Below are 24,163 nucleotides of genomic sequence, written 5' to 3'. Positions count from 1 at the left end.
AAATATTTACTTATTACAAGTTTTATTGCACCTTCTTTTTTCTTTTTCTTTTTTCTTTTTTAATTCATATTTAATTTTATCTTGTTGTAACTTTTCTTGATATGATATAGTTTCTCCATTGCAGTGATAGTTCACTCTACCACACCATCCTTTGAACCTATCACAATAACCTTCCCTGTTATCTACACAATTAACACATACTTTTGCATTCTTCTTTTTTACTCTATCTATCTTATTTATAAATTGTTGTTTCTTTTTTGTTCTTGTGTATTCAATAGTACCACCCATACTTACTCCAGACTTTTTACTTTTCATTCCTATCTCCAATCTATATATTATCTATTTCTTTTATTATTAAGTATATCAGCTATGTCCAAGTTTCAATTTTTACCGAAACCTATTGACTTCTAATAACCTAAACTGATTATCCTAGAAGGCTTAGCCAATTGGACATAGCTACCCACGAAAAACAGTGAGTAGACTTCCTTTTGGATTATCCCAGTTAGGATAGGTATGTTACGACCATACAACGTTGGACTAGCACAGCCTTTACAATATCTTGTGTTTGTAACTTAATACTTACTACATCTGACCCCATAGCCACATTAAAATTGATATCATCCTCAAATCAGACTTCCTACCCACTCCTGTTCTTCTTTGTAGTCCGAGGTTACTACTCTTTGCCCTTTTGTATGGTGCTAGGCATACATATATGCAATTGGGATTTTCACCCAAGTGTTTAGTCGGTTTCTCCTGTACTCTATCGAGCCTTTCGGATTACTCTAGGTCAAACACTCTTCCTTATAAAACCTTTTTGTGGTAAAATAAAACCACTTATTAAGTTTTCTCTTAATTAGTGGTTTTAAGTATTATTAGGTGATTCAAATGGTGTTCCATTTAGTACTGCTCCTATTGCGGTTATGGGAAATCCGGTTACTGATTTACACGAAGATATGGCGGCTGAACAAAAGGCTTTAGCAACTTATTATCACCTTATAAATTTAACTGATGATGTAGATATAATAAATGTTTTAAGATTTTTAGGTGAAAGAGAAATCGTTCATTATCAAAGATTTGGGGAAGCTTTGATGGATGTTTATGATTTTGACGAAAGTAAACACGTATTCTAAATTTAATTTTACTAGAGCAGTATACTTACAATTTTTAAGTTATCTGCTCTCTTTTTTATATAATTTTTAATTTATATTAATATATCTTTTCAAAAAAATACTGCCTATAATCAGCAGTATAATTTATATATTAGATAAAACTCTTACTTTTATATCTTCATTTAAATTAATAAAACTTGATATATTCTCCATATCTTCAATCATGAATACTTGCAAATATTCATTTAATATTTTAAGTGGTGCATATTCAACTCTATACGCAAAATAATAGCAAAGGGTCTTAATATATTTTAGATAACATTTATTCATTCTAACCTCTGCATACATAGAATCTGTAGATTCTCTAGATGATTTAAATAATTCCTTAAGTCTCATATATGCACACTGTTCATCTTTAGTTGTATAAAAACTAGATAACATCTCATCTAAAGCTTGTTCAATATTTAAAAGAGCCTTTGTGTTTATAAATAAATCTATATAATATGAATCCCTACTATATTTAAATTGATAGAAATCAGTTATCACATTCATAACTTTTCTCCTTATCTTTTATTTAATTAATCTGTTGTGCTAGTTACTTTACTAAACATATTGAAATTACTATATAAAGTTTTTGAACTATAAAAATATAGTTTATTAGACTCTAGTGTTTTCAATAATCATATTTAACTAGCACAACGAGTTAATTATTAATTTTACTATATTATTATTTTCAATATATAGTCTTATTTATACACTATAAAAAGTATTATCTATTTAAATTTTTGAAATAATTATTTTATGACTTGAAGCATGCATGTGAATAAAAAATACAGCATTTTTATAGAATATAATTTGTTAAACACATTATTATTACATTTTTGGAGGGATATAATGAATTTATTACCTATACCTTGGATGAAATTAAAATTAGAAAGTATATATAATGTTAACTTATATGGTAATTTGTATTTAATTTTTAATGATATAAATAGTAATTATAGGATTGACACCAATTCATTAAACACTTTATTAGAAAACCATAATATTTTAGTTGATGAATTCCATCCTTTATATCTATATTTACCAATGGAATTAAATAACCAAATTTATAAATTAATGATTTCTTTTAAAGATTTGTATCATGAGAATGTATATATAATTTTAGGTGGATACAAAGATATTTATCCAAATTTAAATAAACTAGACTGTTTAGCTAATCTATGTAGTAAATATGAAAATTTAGATTCTATTGTAAGTTATTCATACTTAATTGATAGTGATAAAACATATGAAATCTTTACTTCTCTTTCAGATACTCAAAATATATATATTAATCCAATATCATCGTGTTCAATATCTGGAATAGTTTTAAATTATCATATGAATCAACTTAATCCTAATAATGTTACTCATGTATCATTTGTTAATTTAATGGATTATCCTTACAATGATAGCTTTATTGATTATTATTTAAAGAGGTTAACCAATAATAACAATAACTTTAATTATAATTTCTAGACTGCCTTGCAGTCTTTTATTTTTTTGTGATATCATATAAAATTGTAGTATATAAGTAAGTATAAAAGGAGGTTTTATTATGAAACTTATATTAGCAGAAAAACCCTCTGTAGCTAAAACCATCGCATCATTTTTAGGTGCTAAAACTAGACATGATGGATACTTTGAAGGCAACGGATATATAGTTACATATGCTGTTGGTCACTTAGTTGGTTTATATGATATGAAAGATTACGATAAAGATAAATATTCAGGTTCATGGAAGTTAAGTAACTTTCCATTTATCCCCCAAGATAAATTCAAATTTAAAGTAGATAGTTCTAAAAAGAAACAATTTGATATTGTCAAAAAACTCTTACATAGAGATGATATAGAATATGTAATAAATGCAACTGATAATGATAGGGAGGGAGAGCTTATCTCATTTCTAATATTCTTATTAGCTAAAAATAAGAAACCAGTAAAAAGAATTTTAGTTAATGAATGGACTCCTGAAGATATAACTCGTGGTATTAATAATTTAAAAGATGATATCGATATGAGAAATTTACAAGCTGCAGGATATACTAGACTTATAACTGATTGGTTAATCGGTATAAATTTTACTTCTGTAGCTACGTTAAAATATGGTAATGGAAAATTATTAAATATTGGACGTGTTATACTCCCAACAGTTAAATTAGTTTATGACCGAGATATGGAAATTTTAAACTTTGTTCCTAAAACATATTATGAAATAGAAGGTAATTTTAAATCTAAAAATGGTGAATATAAAGGAAAATATATCAAAGGAAAAGAAAGTAAATTTGATAATATAGAAGAAGTCAACAAGGTTATAAATAGTATAAATTCTAATGAAGGTAAAATTATAGATAAAAAGGTTACTAATTCTAAAGAATATGCACCTAAACTTTTCAGTTTAACTTCTCTTCAAGGATATATTACTTCTAAATATTCAAACTTTACCTCTGATAAAGTACTAAATGTATGCCAATCACTTTATGAAGGTAGCGGAAAAGGTGGATATATAACTTATCCTAGAACTGATTCAATATATTTAGAAGAGAGTTTAGCTTCTAAAGTTTCTCAAACTTTAGACAAGTTAAAAGTAGGCCTTGAATATGAAAATAAAATTAAATTTACCAAAACTAAAAGAGTTTTCGACTCTTCTAAAGTAGATAGCCATAGTGCTATAATACCTACTTATATAATACCTACTAAATTAACCCCTGATGAACAAATCGTTTATAACGCTATAAAAGATAGATTCATCTCTAATTTCATGCCACCTGCTGAGTATGAAAATACCGAAATTAAAACTGATGTAGATTCAAATATATTTTTAACTAAGGGTAAAGTTCTTAAATCTAAGGGGTATCTAGAAGTATATAAGAAAGAAGAAAAAAATGATTTACTTCCAAGTGTAAATGTTAATGATATCGTTGAAGTTTTAGAAATTAAACCATTAACTAAACAAACTACACCACCCAAACCATATACAGAGGATACTTTACTTAAAGCTATGAAAAACTGTGGTAAAAATGTTCCTGATGACGATACTACTGTATTATCTGGTTACTCTATAGGTACATCTGCTACTCGTGCTGACGTTTTAAAAAAGATTTCTCAAGTTGGATATGTTGGTAAAAAAGGTAAATCTTACTTTATAACTGATTTAGGTAAAAATTTAGTTGAAATATTCCCAGTTAAAGAATTATTTGACGTTGACTATACTGGTAAACTTGAAAAAAGTTTAAGTGATATACAAAAAGGCCAATTTACAAGGAAAGAATATCTAAATAACATAATGACATTTATATTTAACAGTGTTGAACTTATAAAAAGAGATACACCAAAAAATATTAGTACAGAAAATTATATATATAATCCAAAAACTAAAAAATTCTCTAAGGAATCAGCTACAACCTCTAAAAGTAGTAAATCTAAAAATAAAGATAGCAATGAATCACTAGGTAAATGCCCTATCTGCCAAGGTGATGTTGTAGAAATAGAAAAAGGATTTATATGCAAGAACTACAAAGAATGTAAATTTGGAATTTGGAAAAATGATAAATTTTTAGAGTATTATAAGAAAAAACCTAATAAAACTATGGTAAAAAGCATACTTAAAAATGGGTCTGCTAAAGTAAAATCACTTACTTCAAAGCAAGGTAACAAATTTGATGCTACTTTAACGTATTCTAAAAAAGAAAATGGATATTTTGCTTGGGATATAGAAATATAAGGTTGCTAAATTTAGCAACCTTAAAATTTATCATTCAGAGTTTCGTCTATTTTAGATCTTGCCATTTTTATAAATTCAGAAAAATTATATCCTTTTAATTTACACCCACACTTAGGACAATAATCTAGTTTTTTAGATACTAATGCTCTACAACTCGGTTCTGGACATCTTACCTTTTCATTAACTTCATATACTCTAAGTCCACATCTTGGGCAGATTGTTCCTGGTCGTGATGATACATCTTTCCCACATCTTGGACATTTAGTCATATAGTATCCCCCCTGAAATTAAATTTATCTAAATAAAAACCCTTCTATTAATCTATGCATTTAACTAGTTATAGTGTTCATACATATTTATACTTAGAAAGGTTTTTACTTATTTATATTATTATATTAAAATATAAATATATTTCATTTAATATTTACTAATTTTTATTATATAAAACTTTTTATATGTACTTGAGCTACGGCAAGTTTTGCCATTAGTACTCTAACATTATCAAGTCCTATTTGATAACAAAATTTAACTGAATATGGCTATTTACCATGCTCTTTATATATACCTAATTAATTACAAATATATTTAGCTTCCATTATTTAAAATCACTATAGTTTATTAATAAAACTTTTTTATTTATCATTATCTTTATATATCTTTAAACCATTCTTTTTCATTATGTCTAGTATTATTCCTGCTGTTTCTTCTATAGCTTTACTAGAAACATCTATTACTGGACATCCAACTTTTTTCATTATTTTTTCTGAGTAATCTAATTCTTGAAGTATTCTCTCCAAGTTAGCATAACTTGCATTACTGGATAAACCTAATGCTTTTAATCTTTCTTGTCTTATAGAGTTAAGTTTTTCTGGTGTATTAGTTAAACCTATAATCTTTTTAGGATCTATTTCAAATACCTCTTTTGGTATTGGTATTTCAGGTACTAACGGAACATTTGCAACTTTTATATTTTTATTTGCTAAATACATACTAAGAGGTGTTTTAGAGGTTCTCGATATCCCTAAAAGTACTATATCTGATTTTAATATCCCCCTTGGATCTTTTCCATCGTCATATTTAACTGCAAACTCTATAGCTTCAACTCGTTTAAAATAACTTTCATCTAACTTTCTTATAACTCCAGGTTCTCTTTTCGGTTTAACACCAGTTTTATTCGATATCTGTTTAAGTAAAGGCGTCATTAAATCTACATGACTTAATTCTTCATTATCACAGAAAGTCTTAGCTATATTTAATAAGTTTTCAGAAACTAAAGTGTATATTATCATCGCTCCTTCATTCTTACCGCTTTCTAACACTTCCTTTAAAAACTTCTCATCAACTACATATGGGAATCTTCTTACTTCACAGTCATTTTCTATACTAAACTGAGATAAAGCAGCTTTAGTAACTTGTTCTGCAGTTTCTCCAACTGAGTCTGATATGACATATATAATTAAATTGTCCATTTATTCCTCCTTAATTGTCAGCTATTTCTAAAAATAATTTCGTTATATTAGTCTTAGATAGTCTACCTATTACTTTAATCTGATTTGTATCTTCTTTATTTATTTCAACTACTGGAATAGAATCAACTTCATGCTCTATTATCTTTTTAGTTGCTAATATTACATCATCTTCTTTATTTGCAGTTATAACATTAGGAGTTCTAGTCATTATCATACCTATTGGCATTTTATTTATATCTGCACTTCCTATTGTAGCTTTTAATAAATCTTTTCTAGATACTATCCCACATAAATTTTCACTATCATCTATTATAAATATACTTCCTACATCAGATAAAAACATTGTGACTATAGAGTCGTATATATTAGTATCTTGTTTTATAATTACAGGCACACTCATTATGTCTTTTACTTTTTTATCTTTTATTTTATTTCCTACTAAAGTAGCACCAGTTATGCCTGAGTAGAAATATCCAACCTTTGGTCTTGCATCTAATATACCTGTCATTGTAAGAATAGCTAAATCCGATCTTAATGTAGCACGAGTTACATTTAAAATAGAAGCTATGTTCTCACCTGTTATAGGTTCATTTTCTTTTACTATGTCTATTATTTTCAATTGTCTAGGATTAAGTTGAATAATAGTCACCTTCTTTCAAATATGATATACTTTTCAACCAAATATATCCTACATAATATATAATATACCTTATATATTCTTCTTGCAAACTTTTTCAAAGATATAGTATATAATATTGATATTATTTAGTATATTTTATTTATTTTATAGAATTTATTAATATGATTTATTTCAAATAATGGTCTAAATTATTTTTTATTTATTTAATATTATAATATATAATTCTTTATATTAATCTATATTTAATGTATTTTTTTATATTTTATATTACACTACATATTTTTATAAAATAAAATTTAATATATGTTATCTAAATCTTATTTTAATCTGTCATGCTAGTTAATATATTGTATGTATTCAAAATCTTTTTTACGCTAAAAAATAGTTTATCGATATTATTTACATTCAGAAGTTAACCACATTTTTCAAAGTATTATAATACCCTTAATCGTAAAAAATAATAGGAGGAATCAATCTCCCCCTATTTATTATTTATATACTATTTTAGATAAATCACATATACTTAACATTGTGTCATATATCTGCTTTAATAATCCTAATCTATTATTCTTTATAGCTTCGTCCTTATCCATTACCATCACACTATCAAACATAGCATCTATAGATGGTCTTAATGATGCAAAACTATCTAGTGCTTCACTGTATTTTTTATCATTTAATAATTCTTTAACTTTAATCTTTATATTATTAAATTCTTTGTATAAGTTTATTTCAGCTTCTTCTTTTAATAATTCTTCATTAACATCACTAGATACAGCTTTTTGAGCTAATGTAGAAACTCTGTTAAATGCAGTTAACATTTCAACTAGTTCATCTTTACCTAACCAGTTATTAAGTTCAGTAGCTCTTAAATACATATCTGATATATCATTTATTTCTGAGCTTAATATTGCATCTATTACATCATATCTTATACCTAAATCTCTAAATAGATTTTTTATTCTTTCTTTGAAGAATTCCATTATAGAATTTACTACTTCTTCTTTATTAAATTCTAAATTAGAGTAGTTATTTAATGCTAACTCTACTAATTCCTTTAAGTTTATATCTAATTTACTATCCATTAATATATTAAGTACCCCTAATGCTTGACGTCTTAAAGCATATGGATCTTGAGAACCAGTTGGTTGTATTCCTATTGCAAAGAACCCAGCTATAGAGTCTAACTTATCAGCTATAGATAAAGCTATCCCTGCATTAGTTTTAGGAAGTATATCTCCTGCAAATCTTGGTAAATAATGTTCAAATATAGCTTCACAAACAGCTTCATTTTCGCCACTTACTCTAGCGTACTCTCTACCCATTATCCCTTGAAGCTCTGTAAATTCAAACACCATACCTGTAACTAAGTCTGCCTTACAAAGCTTAGCTGCTCTTTTGGCATCATCTTTATCTTGTTGTAAGTTTAATAAATCTATTATATTAGAGCTTAAATTTTCTATTCTTAAAGTTTTATCGTATACTGTTCCAAGTTTAGCTTGGAATACTACACTCTTTAACTTCTCTATATAGCTTTCTAAACTTTTTTTAGTATCTTCTTTGTAGAAGAATAATGCATCTTCAAGCCTAGCAACTAAAACTTTTTCGTTTCCTGCCTTAACTTTGTCTATTCTATAATCATTTCCATTTCTAACTGCTATAAAATTAGGTAGTAGTTTACCATTTTTAACAACAGGGAAATATCTTTGATGTTGTTGCATAGGTGTTGTTACAACTTCTTTTGGAAGTTTAATATAATCTTCATTGAATTCTCCATAAAATGCTGTTGGATATTCAACTAAATGAGTTACTTCTTCTAATAAGTCTTCATCAAATTCAACTTCTCCACCTAAAGAGTTAGCAACTTCTATACATTGCTTTCTTATAAGTTCTTTTCTCTTATCTTGGTCTAATATTACGAAGTTTTCTTCTAATTTTGTTAGGTAATCTTCTAATGAATTAACTTCAAATTCATCTTTTCCTAAGAATCTATGACCTTTTGTAACATTAGATGATTTTATTCCTTCTAAATCTATTTCTAATACATTGTCATTTAGTAAAGTAACCATCCATCTTATCGGTCTTGCAAATCTCATATTTTTTCCACCCCAACGCATAGCTTTAGGGAAAGTTACATTTTTTACAGCTTCAGGTAATATAGTTTTTAAAACTTCACTAGTTTCCTTACCTTCTTGTCTTATAGTTCCAAATATGTACTCATCTTTTCCTACAGTTTTGAAAACAACATCTTCTTCTTTTATACCTTTACTCTTCATAAACCCAAGTGCCGGCTTTGTGAAGTTTCCATCTGCATCTAATGCTATTTTCTTTGAAGGACCTTTAACTTCTTCTTCTAAATTACTTTGTTTTTCACTTATATTTTCAACTATAAAAGTTAATCTTCTTGGAGTTCCATATGTTTTTATATCACTAAATTCGATTCTATTTTCATTGAACATCTTAGTTAAGTTGCTCTTTATTTGATCTAATGTGCTGCTTACAAATCTTGATGGTAATTCTTCAACACCAACTTCAAATAAAAGGTAGTTATTCATTATTTATCACCTTCCTTTAAAAGTGGGAATCCCATTTCTTCCCTTTGTTTAACAAATGCTGCTGCAACATTTCTTGCCATATTTCTAACTCTCCCTATAAAAGATGCCCTTTGGCTAACCCCTATAGCTCCTCTTGCATCTAAAGTATTAAACGCATGAGAACATTTTAGTACATAATCATAAGCTGGAATTACTAGACCTTTTTCCATTAGCTTAAGACCTTCTTTTTCATATATATCAAATAAATTAAATAACATATCTGCATCACATTCTTCAAATGCATACATAGAGTTTTCGTATTCAGCATGCTTGAATACATCTCCATAAGTTATTTCATTGTTCCATTTTAAATCATAAACACTATCAACTTCTTGAATATACATTGCTAATCTTTCTAGACCATATGTAATTTCTCCTGTTTCAAGTTCACATTCTATTCCACCAACTTGTTGGAAATATGTAAATTGAGTTATTTCCATACCATCTAACCATACTTCCCATCCAAGTCCCCAAGCTCCAACTGTAGTTGATTCCCAGTTATCTTCAACAAATCTTATATCATGTTCATTTGGATCTATACCGATAGCTTTTAAGCTTCCTAAGTATAATTCTTGTATGTTATCTGGAGATGGCTTTAAAATAACTTGGAATTGATGATGTTGATATAATCTATTTGGATTTTCACCGTATCTACCATCTGCCGGTCTTCTAGATGGCTCTACATAGCAAACCTTCCAAGGCTCTGGTCCTAATGATCTTAAAAAAGTATTAGGATTCATTGTTCCTGCACCTTTTTCTACATCGTAAGGTTGCATCATTATACATCCTTGCTTAGACCAATAATTTTGCAATGTAAGTATCATATCTTGAAAATTCATAATAATACCTCCTTTAATAAATTTGCTTAATATAACAAAGCCTTTCGTCTACACGAAAGGCCCTTAATAGCTATTTTCTAACTTTTAGAATATCAAATTAAACGAAATTTGTCAATGTAAATGGTAATCCTATTTATTTAAATTATCATTATCTTCATTAATAAGTTCATCAGTTATATCTTTATCATCTTTTTTATTATCTACTACAACATCTTTTACATCTTTGGCTGTGTTAACTATCATTTGCTTTAACATATTAAGTTTTTCTTCATTTAGTTCACCTAAATCAACTATACTGCCGTCATCTTCATTTTGTATCTTTATTCTACACTTTCCTATAACTGCTGCAGATAATCCAACTAATGTATATATAGGAAGTAGTGCTACACCTACCACGCCTACTGTTAAAGGTATATTCATTATAACCTTATTATTTCTATCAATTATAACTCTTATTACGCTACTTCTTTTAAGAAGTTCTTTTGCTTGTTCTTTTATATCTTTAAAATCTTCGCTATCTTTAGAAAGTATATCTTCTACTGCTTTTTTAGCTTGTTTAGTTTTCTTTGAGAAATTGCTTTCTATTGTATTATTAGATTCTAATGCTATTATAGATTCTATAACATCTCCATTATGGTCTATAAGTGCTTGTTTAGCTTCTGCATATGTTGCACTAGGAACTCTTTGTATTACTGCATCAATCTTTTCTATTGTAATTTCGTTACTCACCCTTATCAACTCCCTTTATATTTTCTATATCTTTTAAGAAATATAGCGATTTAAAGTTTATATTATCAATATAAACATTTAAATATCGCTTTAAAACTTTTTCTAGTTCATAAGTTATATACTTAGATACTTTAGCTTTACTACATATTAATATATCGTTATTTAATATATATTCCATTAGCTTTATAGTTGTTACATCCAATTTTATATTTTCTTCAGTATTTTTACTACATAAGTCACATAATAAGCCACCTTCATATATATTGAAAATTGCTGACTTTATACCCTTACTTCCACAACTACTACATCTGTTCACAACAGGTCTAAAACCTATATAGTCTAAAAATTTTAATTCAAAGGCTCTTGTTATAAACTTTTTATCTGTATCTTTTTGTGTATATAAGTATAGAGTCTGGGCAAGTAGTATAAATAATCTATTATTAGTTTGATTCTCGCATGTAGAACTTTCTACAAGTTTAGTAATATAGGTAGCATATGAAAATGCCTCTATATCATATGAGATATCATAAAAACTTTTTATTGTATCACTTTGATTTACTATATACATATTTCCTTTTCTTTTTAATGTATAATTTGCATAAGAGAAAAGTTGAGCTGACGAAAGCAATGCACTTTTATTTCGTTTTGCTCCTTTAGCTATTGCAGATACTTTTCCTAACTTACGCGTAAATAAAGTTAATATAACATCATTTTCTTTGTACTTTACTGCTTTAAGTACTATCCCCTGGGTGTTCAGTATTATCATCGGTGTTATCTATCTCCCTTAATCCATCAGTTTCTTCATGCAAGTTTTTACAGTCACTTAAATATAGATATGCTTCTATACTACCCGTCTTTTTAAAAACTTCCCAACATAAATTGTTCATTTTTAAAAAACCCCCTTCTTACGGTTATAGTTATATTCTTAGTAAGAAGAGGGTAAATAATACATTAAGTTATTAGGCAATTTTTGACAATATTATAGTTGTCGTTACTAAATATATTGTTATTCCAGTTATATCAAGCACTGTAGCTATAACTGGAGCTGATATAATAGATGGGTCTGCATCTAATTTTTTAAATAATATAGGCATAAATCCACCTATCATAGCCCCAACAATCATATTTATAAATAACGATACAGTTACAACTAATACTATATTTATATCTTTTATAAATATAAATACTATAATACTAACTATTAAACTACATATTATACCTGTAATAATTCCTACTATGGCTTCTCTTATAACGTTATTAAAATCTAGATCCTTATTAGATAAGCTCATTACAGCAAGGGCCGATGACTGAGTTCCTATATTGCCTCCCATACCTAATACTACAGGTATAAAAAATACTAAAGATGCATATTTAGGATTCATTATAAAGTCTAAATTTGAAAGTATCGCACTTGATAAAAGACCTGCTAATAACGTAATTATTAACCATGGTATTCTTGCCCTTACAGATGAAAATATTTGCTCTGTTGGTGTTTTATTTATATTTTGTGCTATATCTCTTTCTTGTTCTGAAGTTCCTGCAAACTTATACATGTCTTCTGTTGCTTCTTCTTCCATTACATCTATTATATCATCGACTGTAATTATACCTTTTAATTTGTGTTCTCTATCTATAACAGGTATTGCTATTAAATTATATTTTGAAACTAGTCTAACTGCTTCCTCTCTATCTTCATCTACAAAGACAGATATTATATTCTCACTCATTAAGTCTTTTACTATATTACTCTCTCTAGCAACTATTAATTCTCTTAGCGATAAGACTCCTACTAATCTTTCTTCATTGTCAACTACATATACATAATATATAGTCTCTGCATCTTCTGCATATTCTCTCATATGAGATATTGCTTCTTTAACCGTCATGTATTCATTAATCTGTACATATCCAGTTGTCATTATTCCGCCAGTTGATTCTTCCTCATATATTAATAGTTCTTTTACATCATCTGCATCTTTTTGACTTAAAAGCTCCATTATATCTTCTCGTTCATCTTCCTCTAACTGACTTAATATATCTGCCATATCATCAAGAGACATTAATTCTAATATATTTTTTTTATGTTCTGTATCTAATTTTGATAATATATTACTAAAAAACTCAACATCGCTTTCTTCTAATATAGAAGCTGCCATATCTAAAGGAAGTACTTCAAATAATTTTATTTTATCATTTTCTTCTAGATTTTCCATTATATCGAATATATCTATTATATGATATTCTTCAAGTAATTCTCTAAGTTCTAGTATTTTGTTATTTTCAATTAATATTGTTACTTCACTTAATAAATCTTTGGAAGCATCCTGTTTCCTATCCATATAATTCACCTTTATTTTTCAGTATATCCAAAATTACTTACATAATTTTGTAAGTTTCTCCAATTTTCTTTTACTTTTACCCATAATTGAAGATTTGCTTGAGATCCTAAAAGTAATTCTATATCAGCTCTAGCTGATTTTCCTATACCTTTTAATTTTCTACCATTTTTACCTATTATTATACCTTTATGTGAATCTCTTTCACAATATATTACAGCTGATATATCAACTATTTCTTTATCTTGTCTTGATTTCATTCTTTCTATTTCAACAGCTACTCCATGAGGTACTTCATCATGTACATAATGTAATACCTTTTCTCTTATAAGCTCTGATACTAAGACTCTTTCCGGTTGGTCTGTTATCATATAATCTGGGAAGTATTGAGGTCCTTCTTCTAAATGTTTTTTTATAACTTTTAAAAGTTCATTTATATTTCTTCCCTTTAATGCTGATATTGGTACTATTTGCTCAAATATACCTTCAGCATTATACATTTTCATTAAATCAAATAATTCTTCTTCGTTTAATTGATCAATTTTATTTAAAACTAAAACAACTGGAGTTTTTACATTCTTTAAGTCATCTATAATTTTTCTGTCTCCAGGTCCTATTTTTTTAGATTCGTCTACAACAAATAATACTAAGTCTACATTTTTAAATGCATCTGTTGCAGACTTAACCATAAATTCACCTAATTTATTTTTTGGCTTATGTATTCCAGGCGTATCTAAAAATACTACTTGAGCCTCTTCATCTGTATATACTGCTTGTATTGTATTTCTTGTAGTCTGAGGTTTGTCACTCATTATAGCTATTTTTTCCCCAACTACATTGTTCATTAAAGTAGATTTTCCTACATTCGGTCTTCCTACTATACTAACAAATCCTGATTTAAACATGTTGTATTTCTCCTATCATTATCTTTTGTTATTTATTTTTATGGAATTCGATACTCTATAAATAATATTTAACTAAATCTCTTATAGTTATTTTTATTATTTTATCTTCTGAATATCCGATTATTCTTATATTTAATCAAACTTCTATCATTATCTATATACTTATTTTTTAATGATACGTAGAGCTTAATTTAAATTTTTCCATCTATTGTCCTGATATACTTTGAAATAGTTTTAAATAAAACTCTTATCTAATCATATTCAGTTACTATAAATATCATTCATTCTGTAATCATATTTAATCAAAACTACAATTTCTATACTAAATTTAAAATATAAAACGCAGACGTTTTTTATCATATATTTAGATAATTGAAATAATTATTTATACACATTTTTATTTCTTGTTTACTTTCGCCTATTTTTATAAATTAATTTATTTTATACACATAAACTTATATTATAAAAAAATATCAGTAAATATTTTTGTATGTTTTAATTAAAATATTTCATTAAATAAAATTATTATTTTGTATTATTCAAAAGTACCATAATATAAAATTATTTTATAATATAGAATTAGAACATATCTATTAATATAATTATTATTTTATTTAGTATCTTACATTATAGCATAAAAAAAGAAGTCGTGAAGGCTTCTTTTTTATCTCATTAAATATTAAGAATAAAATAATTTATATTTTGTATTAATATAACCATTACACTAATAATTGAATCTGGAATACTAATATCGTTATTAACGTTCCTAATAATCCACCTGCAACAGTTTCCCAAAAGGTATGTATATTACCCTCTATCCTACTTTGTGCAACTAACACTGCCATTAAATATGCTAAAGTTGAAGCTACTACTTTTTCTCCAAAAAAAGTTATAGCTGTTGCTATAGCAAATGCAAGTGCAGTATGCCCACTTGGCATTCCACCCTTTAAAGGTGTTCCTGTCGCTGTAAGAGCTTTTACAACTACTACTGCTATCAAAACTAAAATAATACAAATTAATGTTAAATGTATTTGAGATTGTCTAATACTATTTAGTACAGAATTAGATAAATCTGTTAACTTATTATAAAATAACAAATATCCTACTACTGCAGAATTTAAAGCCGCTATTAAAACTCCACCTGCCGCAACATCTTTAGCTATTTTAGCTAAAATATGATACTCATCTGTTATCATGTCTATGGTTTTTTCTATAGCAGTATTAAACATTTCAGCTATTACAACTAAACTTATTGCAAATACCAATAGTATCATTTCAAATCTATCCAAACCTAAAAATAAACTTGCTGTTAATACCATTACAGCTAAGAAGTAATGTATTTTCATATTCCTTTCAAATTTAAAAGTATATATTATACCTTCTATAGCCGCATTAAAGGCTTTAATTATACCTTGACGAGTTTTAGTTTTTTTCATAAAGCCTACTCCCTCGTTATGTTTAGCTTATTTAGTATATATTCTTCCTTTTCTCTCATCTGTTTTGTATTTTCTTCTGTGTCATGATCATATCCTAAAAGATGGAATGTGCTATGACAAACTAAAAAACAAACTTCTCTCTCAAAGCTATGATTATATTCTTTACTTTGCTCAAATGCTCTTTCTAAAGATATTACTATATCACCTAATGATTCTTCTTCTAATTCTATATCAAAATCATCACTTAACATAGGAAATGATAATACATCTGTAGGTCTATCTATACCTCTAAACTGTTTATTTAACTCATGTATTTCTTTATTATCTACAAAAGATAAGCTTACTTCATAATCATCATCATACCCTTCATAATCTAAACATTCAATTATTATATCTTTTATTTTTTCTATTAATTCTTCAGTCACATTTAGTTTATCTTGTCTATCATCTATTATAAGTTCCATTTGTCTCACCTTTTTTCCTTTGTTTATTTTTTCTTAGTATTTTTTTCTTGTCTCTTATTTTTTATTTCTTCTTGCTTTTTATCATACTTATCATAAGCTACTATAATTCTTTGAACTAAAGCATGTCTAACAACATCTCTTTCAGTTAAAGTTATACTTCCTATACCTTCTACACCTTTTAGTACATCTCTAGCATGAAGTAAACCACTTCTTTTATTATCAGGTAAGTCAGTTTGAGTTAAATCTCCAGTTACTACTGCCTTAGATCCAAATCCTAATCTAGTTAAAAACATCTTCATTTGCTCTCTAGTCGTATTTTGAGCTTCATCTAATATAATAAATGCATTATCTAAAGTTCTTCCTCTCATAAATGCAAGTGGTGCTACCTCTATTAGTCCTCTTTCTAGATATTTATTAAACTTATCTGCACCTAGCATGTCAAATAACGCATCATATAATGGTCTTAAATAAGGATCTACTTTATCTTTTAAATCACCTGGTAAAAAACCTAGATTTTCCCCTGCTTCAACAGCTGGTCTTGTAAGTATTATTCTACTAACCTCATCTCTTTTAAATGCTTTTACCGCCATAGCTACTGCTAAATATGTTTTACCTGTACCAGCTGGACCTACACCAAAAGTTATATCATTATTTTTTATCAAGTTTATGTATTCTTTTTGACCTAAAGTTTTAGGCTGAACTGCTTTTCCCTTTTGAGTTAAAACAATTGTATCTTCTAATTCCTTTAATTTATCTTCATTCCCTTCAAGTAATAAAGATAATGAGTAAGAAATACTTTGTTTATCTAGATTTTTACCATTTGATACACTTTGATGCAGTTCTGTCATAAGTTTTAATGCTTTATTAACATTTTTTTCTTCTCCCATTAAAACTATATTACCTTCTCTTAAAATAACATCAATCTTTAATGCTTCCTCTATTAATTTAATATTTTCATCAAAATTGCCAAATAACTCTCTTTCAAATGTTTCTTCCTTAATTATGAAATTCTTTTGTACTATCAATTTTATATTCCTCCTTAGTTAAAATAATAATTATCAATTTTCATTTTTATCCTTATTATCCTCTTCTTCATTGTTAGTACCTTCAAATTCATTTCTGATATCATTTATAGGTCTTTTTTCCGGATTAGATGGTACTGCTTCTTCGCCTTCTTTTTGAGTATTTTGCTCTCTAATCATGTTCTCAGCTTCTGCTTTACTAAGAGAGTATACATCTGCTATATTTTCCGATGTTTGTACAGTTATCGTATATTCTAGCATGTTATTATTAACTTTATAATTATGTTTAGAGTCTACTATTCGTGCAGATGCTGGAATAGTATAATCTAATTCTTTTAAAGTTTTTTCTTTTAATTCCGCCATTACTTGTTCTTTATCTTTTTCTACTTTTTTATCTTCAGTTTCATAAAAAGTACTTACCTTTATTGTTAATGGAAATGTGTAATTTCCTAAAGATAGTTTATATTCTTTATTTTCAATAATATAATCTTTGTACTTAATATTTCTTCTTATCGCATAGTCATTGTCATAAAAACTTAAAGTATATACATTTTTTGTATTTCCCGTCTTTTCTTTTACTACTTCTTCATAACTTGCACTATTAGAAGCTTCATAAAATGTAGTAGCCCATACTTCTGGAATTGATTTGTTATTAGAGCCCTTTATTAAAACGTCTCCCTTTCTAACTATATCGCCTTTTTGAATTACAGAATTTCCACTTCTTTCTATTACACTTTCTATTATACCATCTTTTTTAGCAATTATATTACAATAATTTGACTCTTCTACAGATTCTAATGTTTCTGCTTTTTTAGTTACTGTTACAAATATATTAGTTCCCTTAACATTTATAGATAAATATGCCACTTCATCAAATTTTAACATGATATGGTCCCTTATCTCTTTTCTATCTATACTTTTTTTATATACTCCAGGTTTTAATCCTATTTGATATAACTCTTTTCTAATCTCTTCTTTTTTTATTCCTTCGGGAACTTGTATATATATGTCTGTTACGAATTGAGATGTCATAAGAAGTAAGAATAAAGATATGAATCCACATATCCACATTCCTTTATTCTTATATATTCTTCTTAATACAAATGGTAGCCCTGTGCTTTGTTTTATTTTAACTTGGAAGTTACTACCTCTATATACATTTTTAAATGATTTAATATCTTCTCTGTCTAAATTAAACTCAATCTTTGTATTACTTATTCTCTTTACATTATATACTTTTATACCATTTCTCATTAGATGATTTAAAAATTTCTCTACTGCAACACCCTCTACAGTTATAACATAGTATCCTCTTATATAACTTATCACTTGTACATCCCCCTAATCTACATACTCAATACTGTATATAACTCCTTTTATACCAATTTCATTTTCTGTAATGTACTTTAATAAAAGCTTATCTCCTAATATTTTTATTGTTTTAGCTTTTGTCTTTACTCTTATTAAATCATTTTCATACTCTAGTATTGATAAATAATTTTCTATACTTACAAATGTATTCCCTATAGTTGTTACAGTTGGTTGATTAACCTGTAAGTCACTTGATATCTCTAACATCTACACACCTCCCAAATACATCTTTAATCCTTATATTAACCTTCTAAATTTTTCACATAGTATATATTAACTATATTGTTTTAGTTCATAAACTTTAAATCCATCTTATACATGCTAAATTTAGTTCCTATACTATAAATGCCTAAGATATATATGTAAACTTCTAATCTATCTAAGAATAGAATAAATATTATAAAACTTTCAGAAAGGATGGTTATATGAAAAATGACTTAATATTTATAGTTCAAGAATGTATATGCATAGATTTCTTAATTAATGCAATAATGGCATCTAATATATACAAACATCTAAACTTTTTTAATAATCTAAAAAAAGAAAATTTAAAAAATATAAAAGTTATATGCCATTTATACAAACTTACTTATAACGATGAACTATTAATTAAAGATACCCCCAGTATAAAATTAGATAGAAATGCTCAGAATAATTTAAATACACTTTTAGAATATAGTCTAAATGTATTAACTAGAGTTGATATATTAAAAAAACTATATTCTAATTCTTGTTATAACAAATTATTTCAAGGTTTATATAATAGTTATTTTGATTTAATTTCTTATATTCACTGCTTTTGTCCCTTATCATCTAATACTTCTTTTGATTTAAAAAGTGAAAAAACTGATATTTTAAACTTAGACTCTAATAATCATTTATTTACATTTTTTAATATCTTAAGCTCTCATAATGTAGATTTTTCTCATAAAGAAAATAAAATTGAATTAATTAGAGATATTTGTATAGAAGCTATATATATATTCTTTGACTATTACTTAGTTGAAAACTTAATCACTGATGAATACTATGAAGTATTTTTTGAAAGTAATCCCGAAAACAAGTTTTATCAATTCTTCTTTAAATCTAATAATAGCAGTTTTAAAGTACGCATATATGATAAATCTTTAATTGTATTCTATATATATCAATTTAATGATGACACCCTAAATATATCTCCACCTTTAAATAAAATAGATAGCAAAATAGCTGTTGATATGTATTTAAAAGAAAAATTTAAAGGAGAGTTTAATAATTTATTTTGTGATGAAAATTATATAAGCTCATCATATTATGGTAATGATATTGAATCGTATAAATTTAAATATAATTATAATAATAGAAGTATAGAAAAATGTCTTTATATATCTATAGATGTTAACTCCAGAATTATTCAAGAGATATATTTGATTTAAAATATTTCTGATTATAATAGTTTCATAATACCCTAATATTTAAAAATACTGAGGATTTATTCTCAGTATTTTTTATTATATAAATTAAATAATCCTAATTTATCATATTTAAAATTTTAAACTTATCTATTTATAATCCATATAAAGTAATTTAAAAATAAAGCATAAAACAACCATATTAAATACGGTATATTAAGATACATTGCTTTTTTATCTATCTTAGAAAATTTATACATCATAATCGAAATAACTATTATTAACAATACTAAAGCAATTAATGCCGTAAATCTTAAATCTAGTCCAAAAAATAATATACTCCATATAAAGTTTAAAGTAAGTTGTAACCAGTAATAAAACATTGCATCTTTTACTTTAGTTAAGTCATATCCTTTTTTTAAAATCTTATATGCAGATATCCCCATAAATACATATAATATTGTCCAAACTATAGGAAATATAAAACTTGGTGGTGCAAAGCTTGGCTTTATTAACTGAGAGTAATATGTAGATATTGATATTCCTGATAATAAACTTGCTAAAATACTACTTAAATAACCTATTATTAAAGGTATTAATATACTTATTATAAAATTTCTAACCTCTTTAATTGATATAATCAATTCTTTCTCCCCCTCTTTTAATTCTCGTTTAGTTAATAAATATGTACAAGACTATGCTATTATTACAACTTTTATTTATTATAAGTAAAAAAGCCTAGAGATATCTCTAGGCTTTTAATCTATTGTAAGTTAGCTTTAACTAACTCATTTATTAGTTTACCGTCAGCTCTACCTTTTACTTTAGGTCTTATAACTGACATTATTTTTCCCATATCCTTCATCGAAGTTGCTCCAACTTCAGATATAGTAAGTTTTACTATTTCATTTAGCTCTTCTTCGCTTAACTGTTGAGGTAGGTACTCTTTTAAAACTTTGATTTCAGCCTCTGTTTCACTTACTAAGTCTTCTCTATTAGCCTTTGCGAATTCATCTAAAGCATCTCTACGTTGCTTTAATTGTTTAGATATTATATCTATGATTCCTTCGTCATCAAGTTCGACCCTATTGTCGACTTCATATTGCTTTATAGAAGCTCTTATTAAAGTTACTACAGATTTTCTTACTGTATCTTTGTTCTTCATTGAAGACTTTAGATCTTCTTGTAACTTTTCTTTAAGGGACATTCCCTTCACCTCTTTGTTATATATTACTATTTCTTAGCGTTTTTTCTTCTTGCTGCTTCTGCTTTCTTCTTACGTCTAACGCTTGGCTTATCATAGTGCTCTCTTTTTCTAACTTCAGACATGATGCCAGACATAGCACATTGACGCTTGAATCTTCTTAAAGCGCTGTCTAATGTTTCATTTTCTCTTACTCTTACTTCTGACATTTCTTTTTCCCTCCCTCCGATAGCGCGAATTATGCTTAGGACTGTAACGATTATTCTGCAAAAGATGCATTACAATCTCACACTTTGTTTATTATAAACTAATTTTATTTTTTTTCAAGTATTTTTCACTAAGAAGGTACCATTTTTAACTAGCTTATTTTTCCATAGCTTCGTATAAAGGTAATTTTTTGCCTGCTAGTACATGATAATGAATATGTTTAACTTCTTGTCCACCATCATGACCACAGTTATTTATGATTCTAAATCCTGTTTTATCAAAACCTTTATCTCTAGCTATATTGTTCATAACATTATGCATATGTGTTACTATGTCCATTTCATTTTCTGGTATATCAATTATACTTTCATAATGTTTCTTAGGTATAACTAGTATATGATATGGCGCAACTGGATTTATATCATTAAAAGCTAGTACTTTATCATCCTCATAAACTTTACTAGATGGTATTTCTCCATTTATTATTTTACAAAATATACAACTCACTCAAATACACCTCCTTCTATATAAAAATTTACTTCACTTATTTTGCAACGATATATTCTTACTATTGCTATGGATATATCTGTTACTAAAAACTAAAAATAGTTATTTTTAAAGATTATACTAAAGTTCCTTCTACATATTCATCTTTTATATCCGTTAACTTAACTTTTAATATTTCTCCATGTATATCTTTATCACTTTTAACTATAACTCTTATATAGTTAGGAGTTAATCCTTCGTAAGTATTTTCTGCTATGCTTTGTTCAAATAATACATCTACATCTTGTCCTATAAATTCACCTGCAAATTTATTGAAGTTTTCTTTGTTTAAATTTAAAAGTTTATCACTTCTAAATTGTTTCATTTGCGGGTCTATTTGATTTTCCATAGTAGCTGCTGGTGTACCTTTTCTTGGGGAATACTTAAACACATGCATTTGTGACAATCCTATCTCTTTTAAGAATTCATAAGTTTTATTGAATTCATCATTAGTTTCTCCAGGAAATCCTACTATTATATCTGTAGTTATTGCTACATTAGGAATATTTTTTCTTAATCTATCTACTATTTCCTTGTATTCTTTTGTAGTATATCTTCTATTCATTCTTTTTAATGTATCGTCACAACCACTTTGTAGCGATAAATGATAATGTGGACATACCTTTTCCATTTTAGAAACTTCGCTTACAAATTCATCTGTAAATAACACTGGTTCAACTGAACTTAATCTTATTCTTTCAATTCCATCTATTTCATTTATAGCTTTAATTACAGTTAATAAGTTGATGTTTTCATCCTTTACATCTTTTCCATAAGATGCAACATGTATTCCAGTTAAAACAACCTCTTTATATCCATTTAAAACTAATTTTTCAACTTCTGATACTATGCTTTCTAAATCTCTACTTCTTACTTTTCCACCTCTTGCGTAAGGTATTATACAATAAGTACAGAATCTATCACATCCATCTTGTATTTTTATAAATGCTCTAGTTCTTCCATTTGTTTGACTTATTTCTATTTCTTCAAAAGCTCTAACCTTCATTATGTCATCAACTGTACTTACTTTATTAGTTGCGTCAATTTTTTTAATTTCTTCTACTATCTGTCTTCTCTCATTAGTTCCCATAACTAAGTTTACTTCTTCTATATCAAGTATTTCCTCTGGTGAAACCTGAGAGTAGCATCCTACAACAGCTATTATAGCATCAGGATTTTTCTTTTTCATTCTTCTTATATATTGACGTGATTTTCTATCACTCATATGAGTTACTGTACAAGTATTTATTACATAAACATCTGCAAAATCTTCACTATCAACTTGAGTATATCCTTCTTTTTTGAACATCTCAAGCATAGCTTCAGTTTCATATTGGTTTACTTTACATCCTAATGTGTAAAAAGCTACTTTTTTCATTTATTCGTCGCCTCCTAAGTCGCTTAATTCATATAATACTATAGATGAAGCTACAAGTGATGCCGTTTCAGTTCTTAAAATTCTAGGTCCTAAAGATACTGATTTCCCACCAATTTCTTCTATGGCTTCTATTTCACATTCTTCAAATCCACCTTCTGGACCAACAAAGATACCCATAGTATTTATATTTACACCTTTTATTGCTTGTTTAATCGATTTTGTTCTCTCATTTTCATAAGGTGCTATATTTAAATCATTATTTTTCATGTCTTCCAAAGCATCTTTAAAACTTAAAATACCTCTTAACTTAGGTATTTTGCCTCTTTTACTTTGTTTTGCAGCTTCGTATATTATACGTTCCCATCTTTCAAGCTTTTTATCTTCTTTTTTATCATCTACTTTTGATACACTTCTTTTAGTTTGTACCAATACTATTTCATGTACTCCAACTTCTGTAAGTTTTTGAAGTATCATTTCCATTTTAGGACCTTTAGGAAGACCTTGATATACTTTTATTTTTAAATCTGATTCTCTTTTTATATCAACTTTTTCTAATATATTTAAGCTTACAAAAGACTTATCTATATCAGTTATCTCACATATATACTCGTTATTATCATTATCACAAATTTCTAACTCTTCTCCAATTTTGCATCTAAGTACCTTAGAAATATGCTTTACATCTTCTCCTTCAATAATACAAGTATTAGTTTCTAAATTAATATTTTGTTTTTGTACGAAAAATCTATCCATAAAA

General features: G+C 27.0%; 26 protein-coding genes and 1 pseudogene. 4 read left to right on the top strand and 23 right to left on the bottom strand.

The annotated features are described in order from the left end of the window. Positions 1 to 6: 6 nt before the first annotated feature. Positions 7 to 315 (bottom strand): hypothetical protein, encoded by a 309-nt coding sequence (locus tag CRIB_RS02485; protein ID WP_180702976.1) that lies wholly within the window; start codon positions 313 to 315, stop codon positions 7 to 9. A 572-nt stretch (positions 316 to 887) separates the two neighbouring features. Between CRIB_RS02485 and CRIB_RS02480 the strand changes: the two are divergent. Then, positions 888 to 1,130, top strand: a pseudogene (locus tag CRIB_RS02480) (manganese catalase family protein); the annotation flags it as partial. Between the two features lie 123 nt (positions 1,131 to 1,253). On the opposite strand, the gene CRIB_RS02475 reads toward CRIB_RS02480, so the two are convergent. Further along, positions 1,254 to 1,661, bottom strand: coding sequence for a hypothetical protein (locus CRIB_RS02475; RefSeq protein WP_180702974.1), 408 nt, complete (start codon positions 1,659 to 1,661; stop codon positions 1,254 to 1,256). A gap of 342 nt (positions 1,662 to 2,003) precedes the next feature. Here CRIB_RS02475 and CRIB_RS02470 point away from each other — a divergent pair, with 342 nt between their 5' ends. Together CRIB_RS02470 and CRIB_RS02465 are read left to right on the top strand one after the other, a co-directional pair. Beyond that, complete coding sequence (locus CRIB_RS02470; RefSeq protein ID WP_180702973.1) at positions 2,004 to 2,630, top strand: hypothetical protein; 627 nt, start codon at positions 2,004 to 2,006, stop codon at positions 2,628 to 2,630. Positions 2,631 to 2,709: 79 nt separating this feature from the next. Then, a complete protein-coding gene (locus CRIB_RS02465) occupies positions 2,710 to 4,875 on the top strand; it encodes a DNA topoisomerase (protein WP_180702972.1) in 2,166 nt (721 codons plus the stop codon). A 20-nt stretch (positions 4,876 to 4,895) separates the two neighbouring features. Here the strand turns inward: CRIB_RS02465 and CRIB_RS02460 are convergent, their stop codons facing one another. From CRIB_RS02460 to CRIB_RS02390, 15 genes are all read right to left on the bottom strand, one after another. Next, complete coding sequence (locus tag CRIB_RS02460) at positions 4,896 to 5,144, bottom strand: zinc ribbon domain-containing protein (protein WP_180702971.1); 249 nt, start codon at positions 5,142 to 5,144, stop codon at positions 4,896 to 4,898. Positions 5,145 to 5,507: 363 nt separating this feature from the next. Beyond that, complete coding sequence (locus CRIB_RS02455) at positions 5,508 to 6,344, bottom strand: pyruvate, water dikinase regulatory protein (protein WP_180702970.1); 837 nt, start codon at positions 6,342 to 6,344, stop codon at positions 5,508 to 5,510. Positions 6,345 to 6,354: 10 nt separating this feature from the next. Next, positions 6,355 to 6,993, bottom strand: a complete 639-nt coding sequence (locus CRIB_RS02450; protein ID WP_180702969.1) for a helix-turn-helix transcriptional regulator — start codon at positions 6,991 to 6,993, stop codon at positions 6,355 to 6,357. A 479-nt stretch (positions 6,994 to 7,472) separates the two neighbouring features. Then, positions 7,473 to 9,539 (bottom strand): glycine--tRNA ligase subunit beta, encoded by a 2,067-nt coding sequence (gene glyS / locus CRIB_RS02445; RefSeq protein WP_180702968.1) that lies wholly within the window; start codon positions 9,537 to 9,539, stop codon positions 7,473 to 7,475. Continuing rightward, positions 9,539 to 10,417, bottom strand: coding sequence for a glycine--tRNA ligase subunit alpha (gene glyQ, locus CRIB_RS02440; RefSeq protein WP_180702967.1), 879 nt, complete (start codon positions 10,415 to 10,417; stop codon positions 9,539 to 9,541). The genes glyS and glyQ overlap by 1 nt, the downstream gene beginning before the upstream one ends. A 129-nt stretch (positions 10,418 to 10,546) precedes the next feature. Then, positions 10,547 to 11,146 carry a DUF4342 domain-containing protein gene (locus tag CRIB_RS02435; RefSeq protein ID WP_180702966.1) on the bottom strand — a complete coding sequence of 200 codons (600 nt, stop codon included), beginning with the start codon at positions 11,144 to 11,146 and terminating at the stop codon, positions 10,547 to 10,549. Continuing rightward, a complete protein-coding gene (recO, locus tag CRIB_RS02430) occupies positions 11,139 to 11,912 on the bottom strand; it encodes a DNA repair protein RecO (RefSeq protein WP_180702965.1) in 774 nt (257 codons plus the stop codon). Before recO ends, CRIB_RS02435 begins: the two co-directional genes overlap by 8 nt. Further along, complete coding sequence (locus tag CRIB_RS02425; RefSeq protein ID WP_180702964.1) at positions 11,878 to 12,033, bottom strand: YqzL family protein; 156 nt, start codon at positions 12,031 to 12,033, stop codon at positions 11,878 to 11,880. Before CRIB_RS02425 ends, recO begins: the two co-directional genes overlap by 35 nt. 72 nt (positions 12,034 to 12,105) lie before the next feature. Beyond that, the gene (gene mgtE, locus CRIB_RS02420) at positions 12,106 to 13,485 is read right to left on the bottom strand and encodes a magnesium transporter (RefSeq protein WP_180702963.1); all 1,380 of its coding nucleotides are present in this window, start codon (positions 13,483 to 13,485) and stop codon (positions 12,106 to 12,108) included. 11 nt (positions 13,486 to 13,496) lie between these two features. Next, the gene (gene era, locus CRIB_RS02415) at positions 13,497 to 14,387 is read right to left on the bottom strand and encodes a GTPase Era (RefSeq protein ID WP_180702962.1); all 891 of its coding nucleotides are present in this window, start codon (positions 14,385 to 14,387) and stop codon (positions 13,497 to 13,499) included. Between the two features lie 719 nt (positions 14,388 to 15,106). Further along, positions 15,107 to 15,823, bottom strand: a complete 717-nt coding sequence (locus CRIB_RS02410) for a diacylglycerol kinase (RefSeq protein WP_180702961.1) — start codon at positions 15,821 to 15,823, stop codon at positions 15,107 to 15,109. Between the two features lie 5 nt (positions 15,824 to 15,828). Then, a complete protein-coding gene (ybeY, locus tag CRIB_RS02405) occupies positions 15,829 to 16,287 on the bottom strand; it encodes an rRNA maturation RNase YbeY (protein ID WP_180702960.1) in 459 nt (152 codons plus the stop codon). A 23-nt stretch (positions 16,288 to 16,310) separates the two neighbouring features. Beyond that, complete coding sequence (locus tag CRIB_RS02400) at positions 16,311 to 17,312, bottom strand: PhoH family protein (protein ID WP_180702959.1); 1,002 nt, start codon at positions 17,310 to 17,312, stop codon at positions 16,311 to 16,313. A gap of 33 nt (positions 17,313 to 17,345) precedes the next feature. Next, a complete protein-coding gene (yqfD, locus tag CRIB_RS02395; RefSeq protein ID WP_180702958.1) occupies positions 17,346 to 18,638 on the bottom strand; it encodes a sporulation protein YqfD in 1,293 nt (430 codons plus the stop codon). 12 nt (positions 18,639 to 18,650) lie between these two features. Continuing rightward, complete coding sequence (locus tag CRIB_RS02390) at positions 18,651 to 18,887, bottom strand: YabP/YqfC family sporulation protein (RefSeq protein WP_180702957.1); 237 nt, start codon at positions 18,885 to 18,887, stop codon at positions 18,651 to 18,653. Positions 18,888 to 19,105: 218 nt separating this feature from the next. On the opposite strand from CRIB_RS02390, the gene CRIB_RS02385 reads away from it, so the two are divergent. Further along, on the top strand, positions 19,106 to 20,095 hold the full coding sequence (locus tag CRIB_RS02385) for a hypothetical protein (protein ID WP_180702956.1): 990 nt from the start codon (positions 19,106 to 19,108) through the stop codon (positions 20,093 to 20,095). A 122-nt stretch (positions 20,096 to 20,217) separates the two neighbouring features. Here the strand turns inward: CRIB_RS02385 and CRIB_RS02380 are convergent, their stop codons facing one another. The 6 genes from CRIB_RS02380 to CRIB_RS02355 all read right to left on the bottom strand — a co-directional run bounded on the left by CRIB_RS02380 (position 20,218) and on the right by CRIB_RS02355 (position 24,159). Beyond that, positions 20,218 to 20,715 (bottom strand): TspO/MBR family protein, encoded by a 498-nt coding sequence (locus CRIB_RS02380; RefSeq protein ID WP_180702955.1) that lies wholly within the window; start codon positions 20,713 to 20,715, stop codon positions 20,218 to 20,220. Between the two features lie 119 nt (positions 20,716 to 20,834). After that, positions 20,835 to 21,278, bottom strand: coding sequence for a GatB/YqeY domain-containing protein (locus tag CRIB_RS02375; protein WP_180702954.1), 444 nt, complete (start codon positions 21,276 to 21,278; stop codon positions 20,835 to 20,837). 26 nt (positions 21,279 to 21,304) lie between these two features. After that, on the bottom strand, positions 21,305 to 21,484 hold the full coding sequence (gene rpsU, locus CRIB_RS02370; protein WP_071121214.1) for a 30S ribosomal protein S21: 180 nt from the start codon (positions 21,482 to 21,484) through the stop codon (positions 21,305 to 21,307). A gap of 154 nt (positions 21,485 to 21,638) precedes the next feature. After that, a complete protein-coding gene (locus CRIB_RS02365) occupies positions 21,639 to 21,989 on the bottom strand; it encodes a histidine triad nucleotide-binding protein (RefSeq protein WP_180702953.1) in 351 nt (116 codons plus the stop codon). Between the two features lie 115 nt (positions 21,990 to 22,104). Next, complete coding sequence (gene mtaB, locus CRIB_RS02360; RefSeq protein WP_180702952.1) at positions 22,105 to 23,406, bottom strand: tRNA (N(6)-L-threonylcarbamoyladenosine(37)-C(2))-methylthiotransferase MtaB; 1,302 nt, start codon at positions 23,404 to 23,406, stop codon at positions 22,105 to 22,107. After that, the gene (locus tag CRIB_RS02355; RefSeq protein ID WP_180702951.1) at positions 23,407 to 24,159 is read right to left on the bottom strand and encodes an RsmE family RNA methyltransferase; all 753 of its coding nucleotides are present in this window, start codon (positions 24,157 to 24,159) and stop codon (positions 23,407 to 23,409) included. Positions 24,160 to 24,163: the final 4 nt, after the last annotated feature.

The sequence above is a fragment of the Romboutsia ilealis genome (genome assembly GCF_900015215.1).
GTDB classification, from domain to species: domain Bacteria; phylum Bacillota; class Clostridia; order Peptostreptococcales; family Peptostreptococcaceae; genus Romboutsia; species Romboutsia ilealis.
The sequence above is the reverse complement of the archived record's forward strand: the minus strand, read 5'-3'. Positions and strand labels throughout refer to the sequence as shown.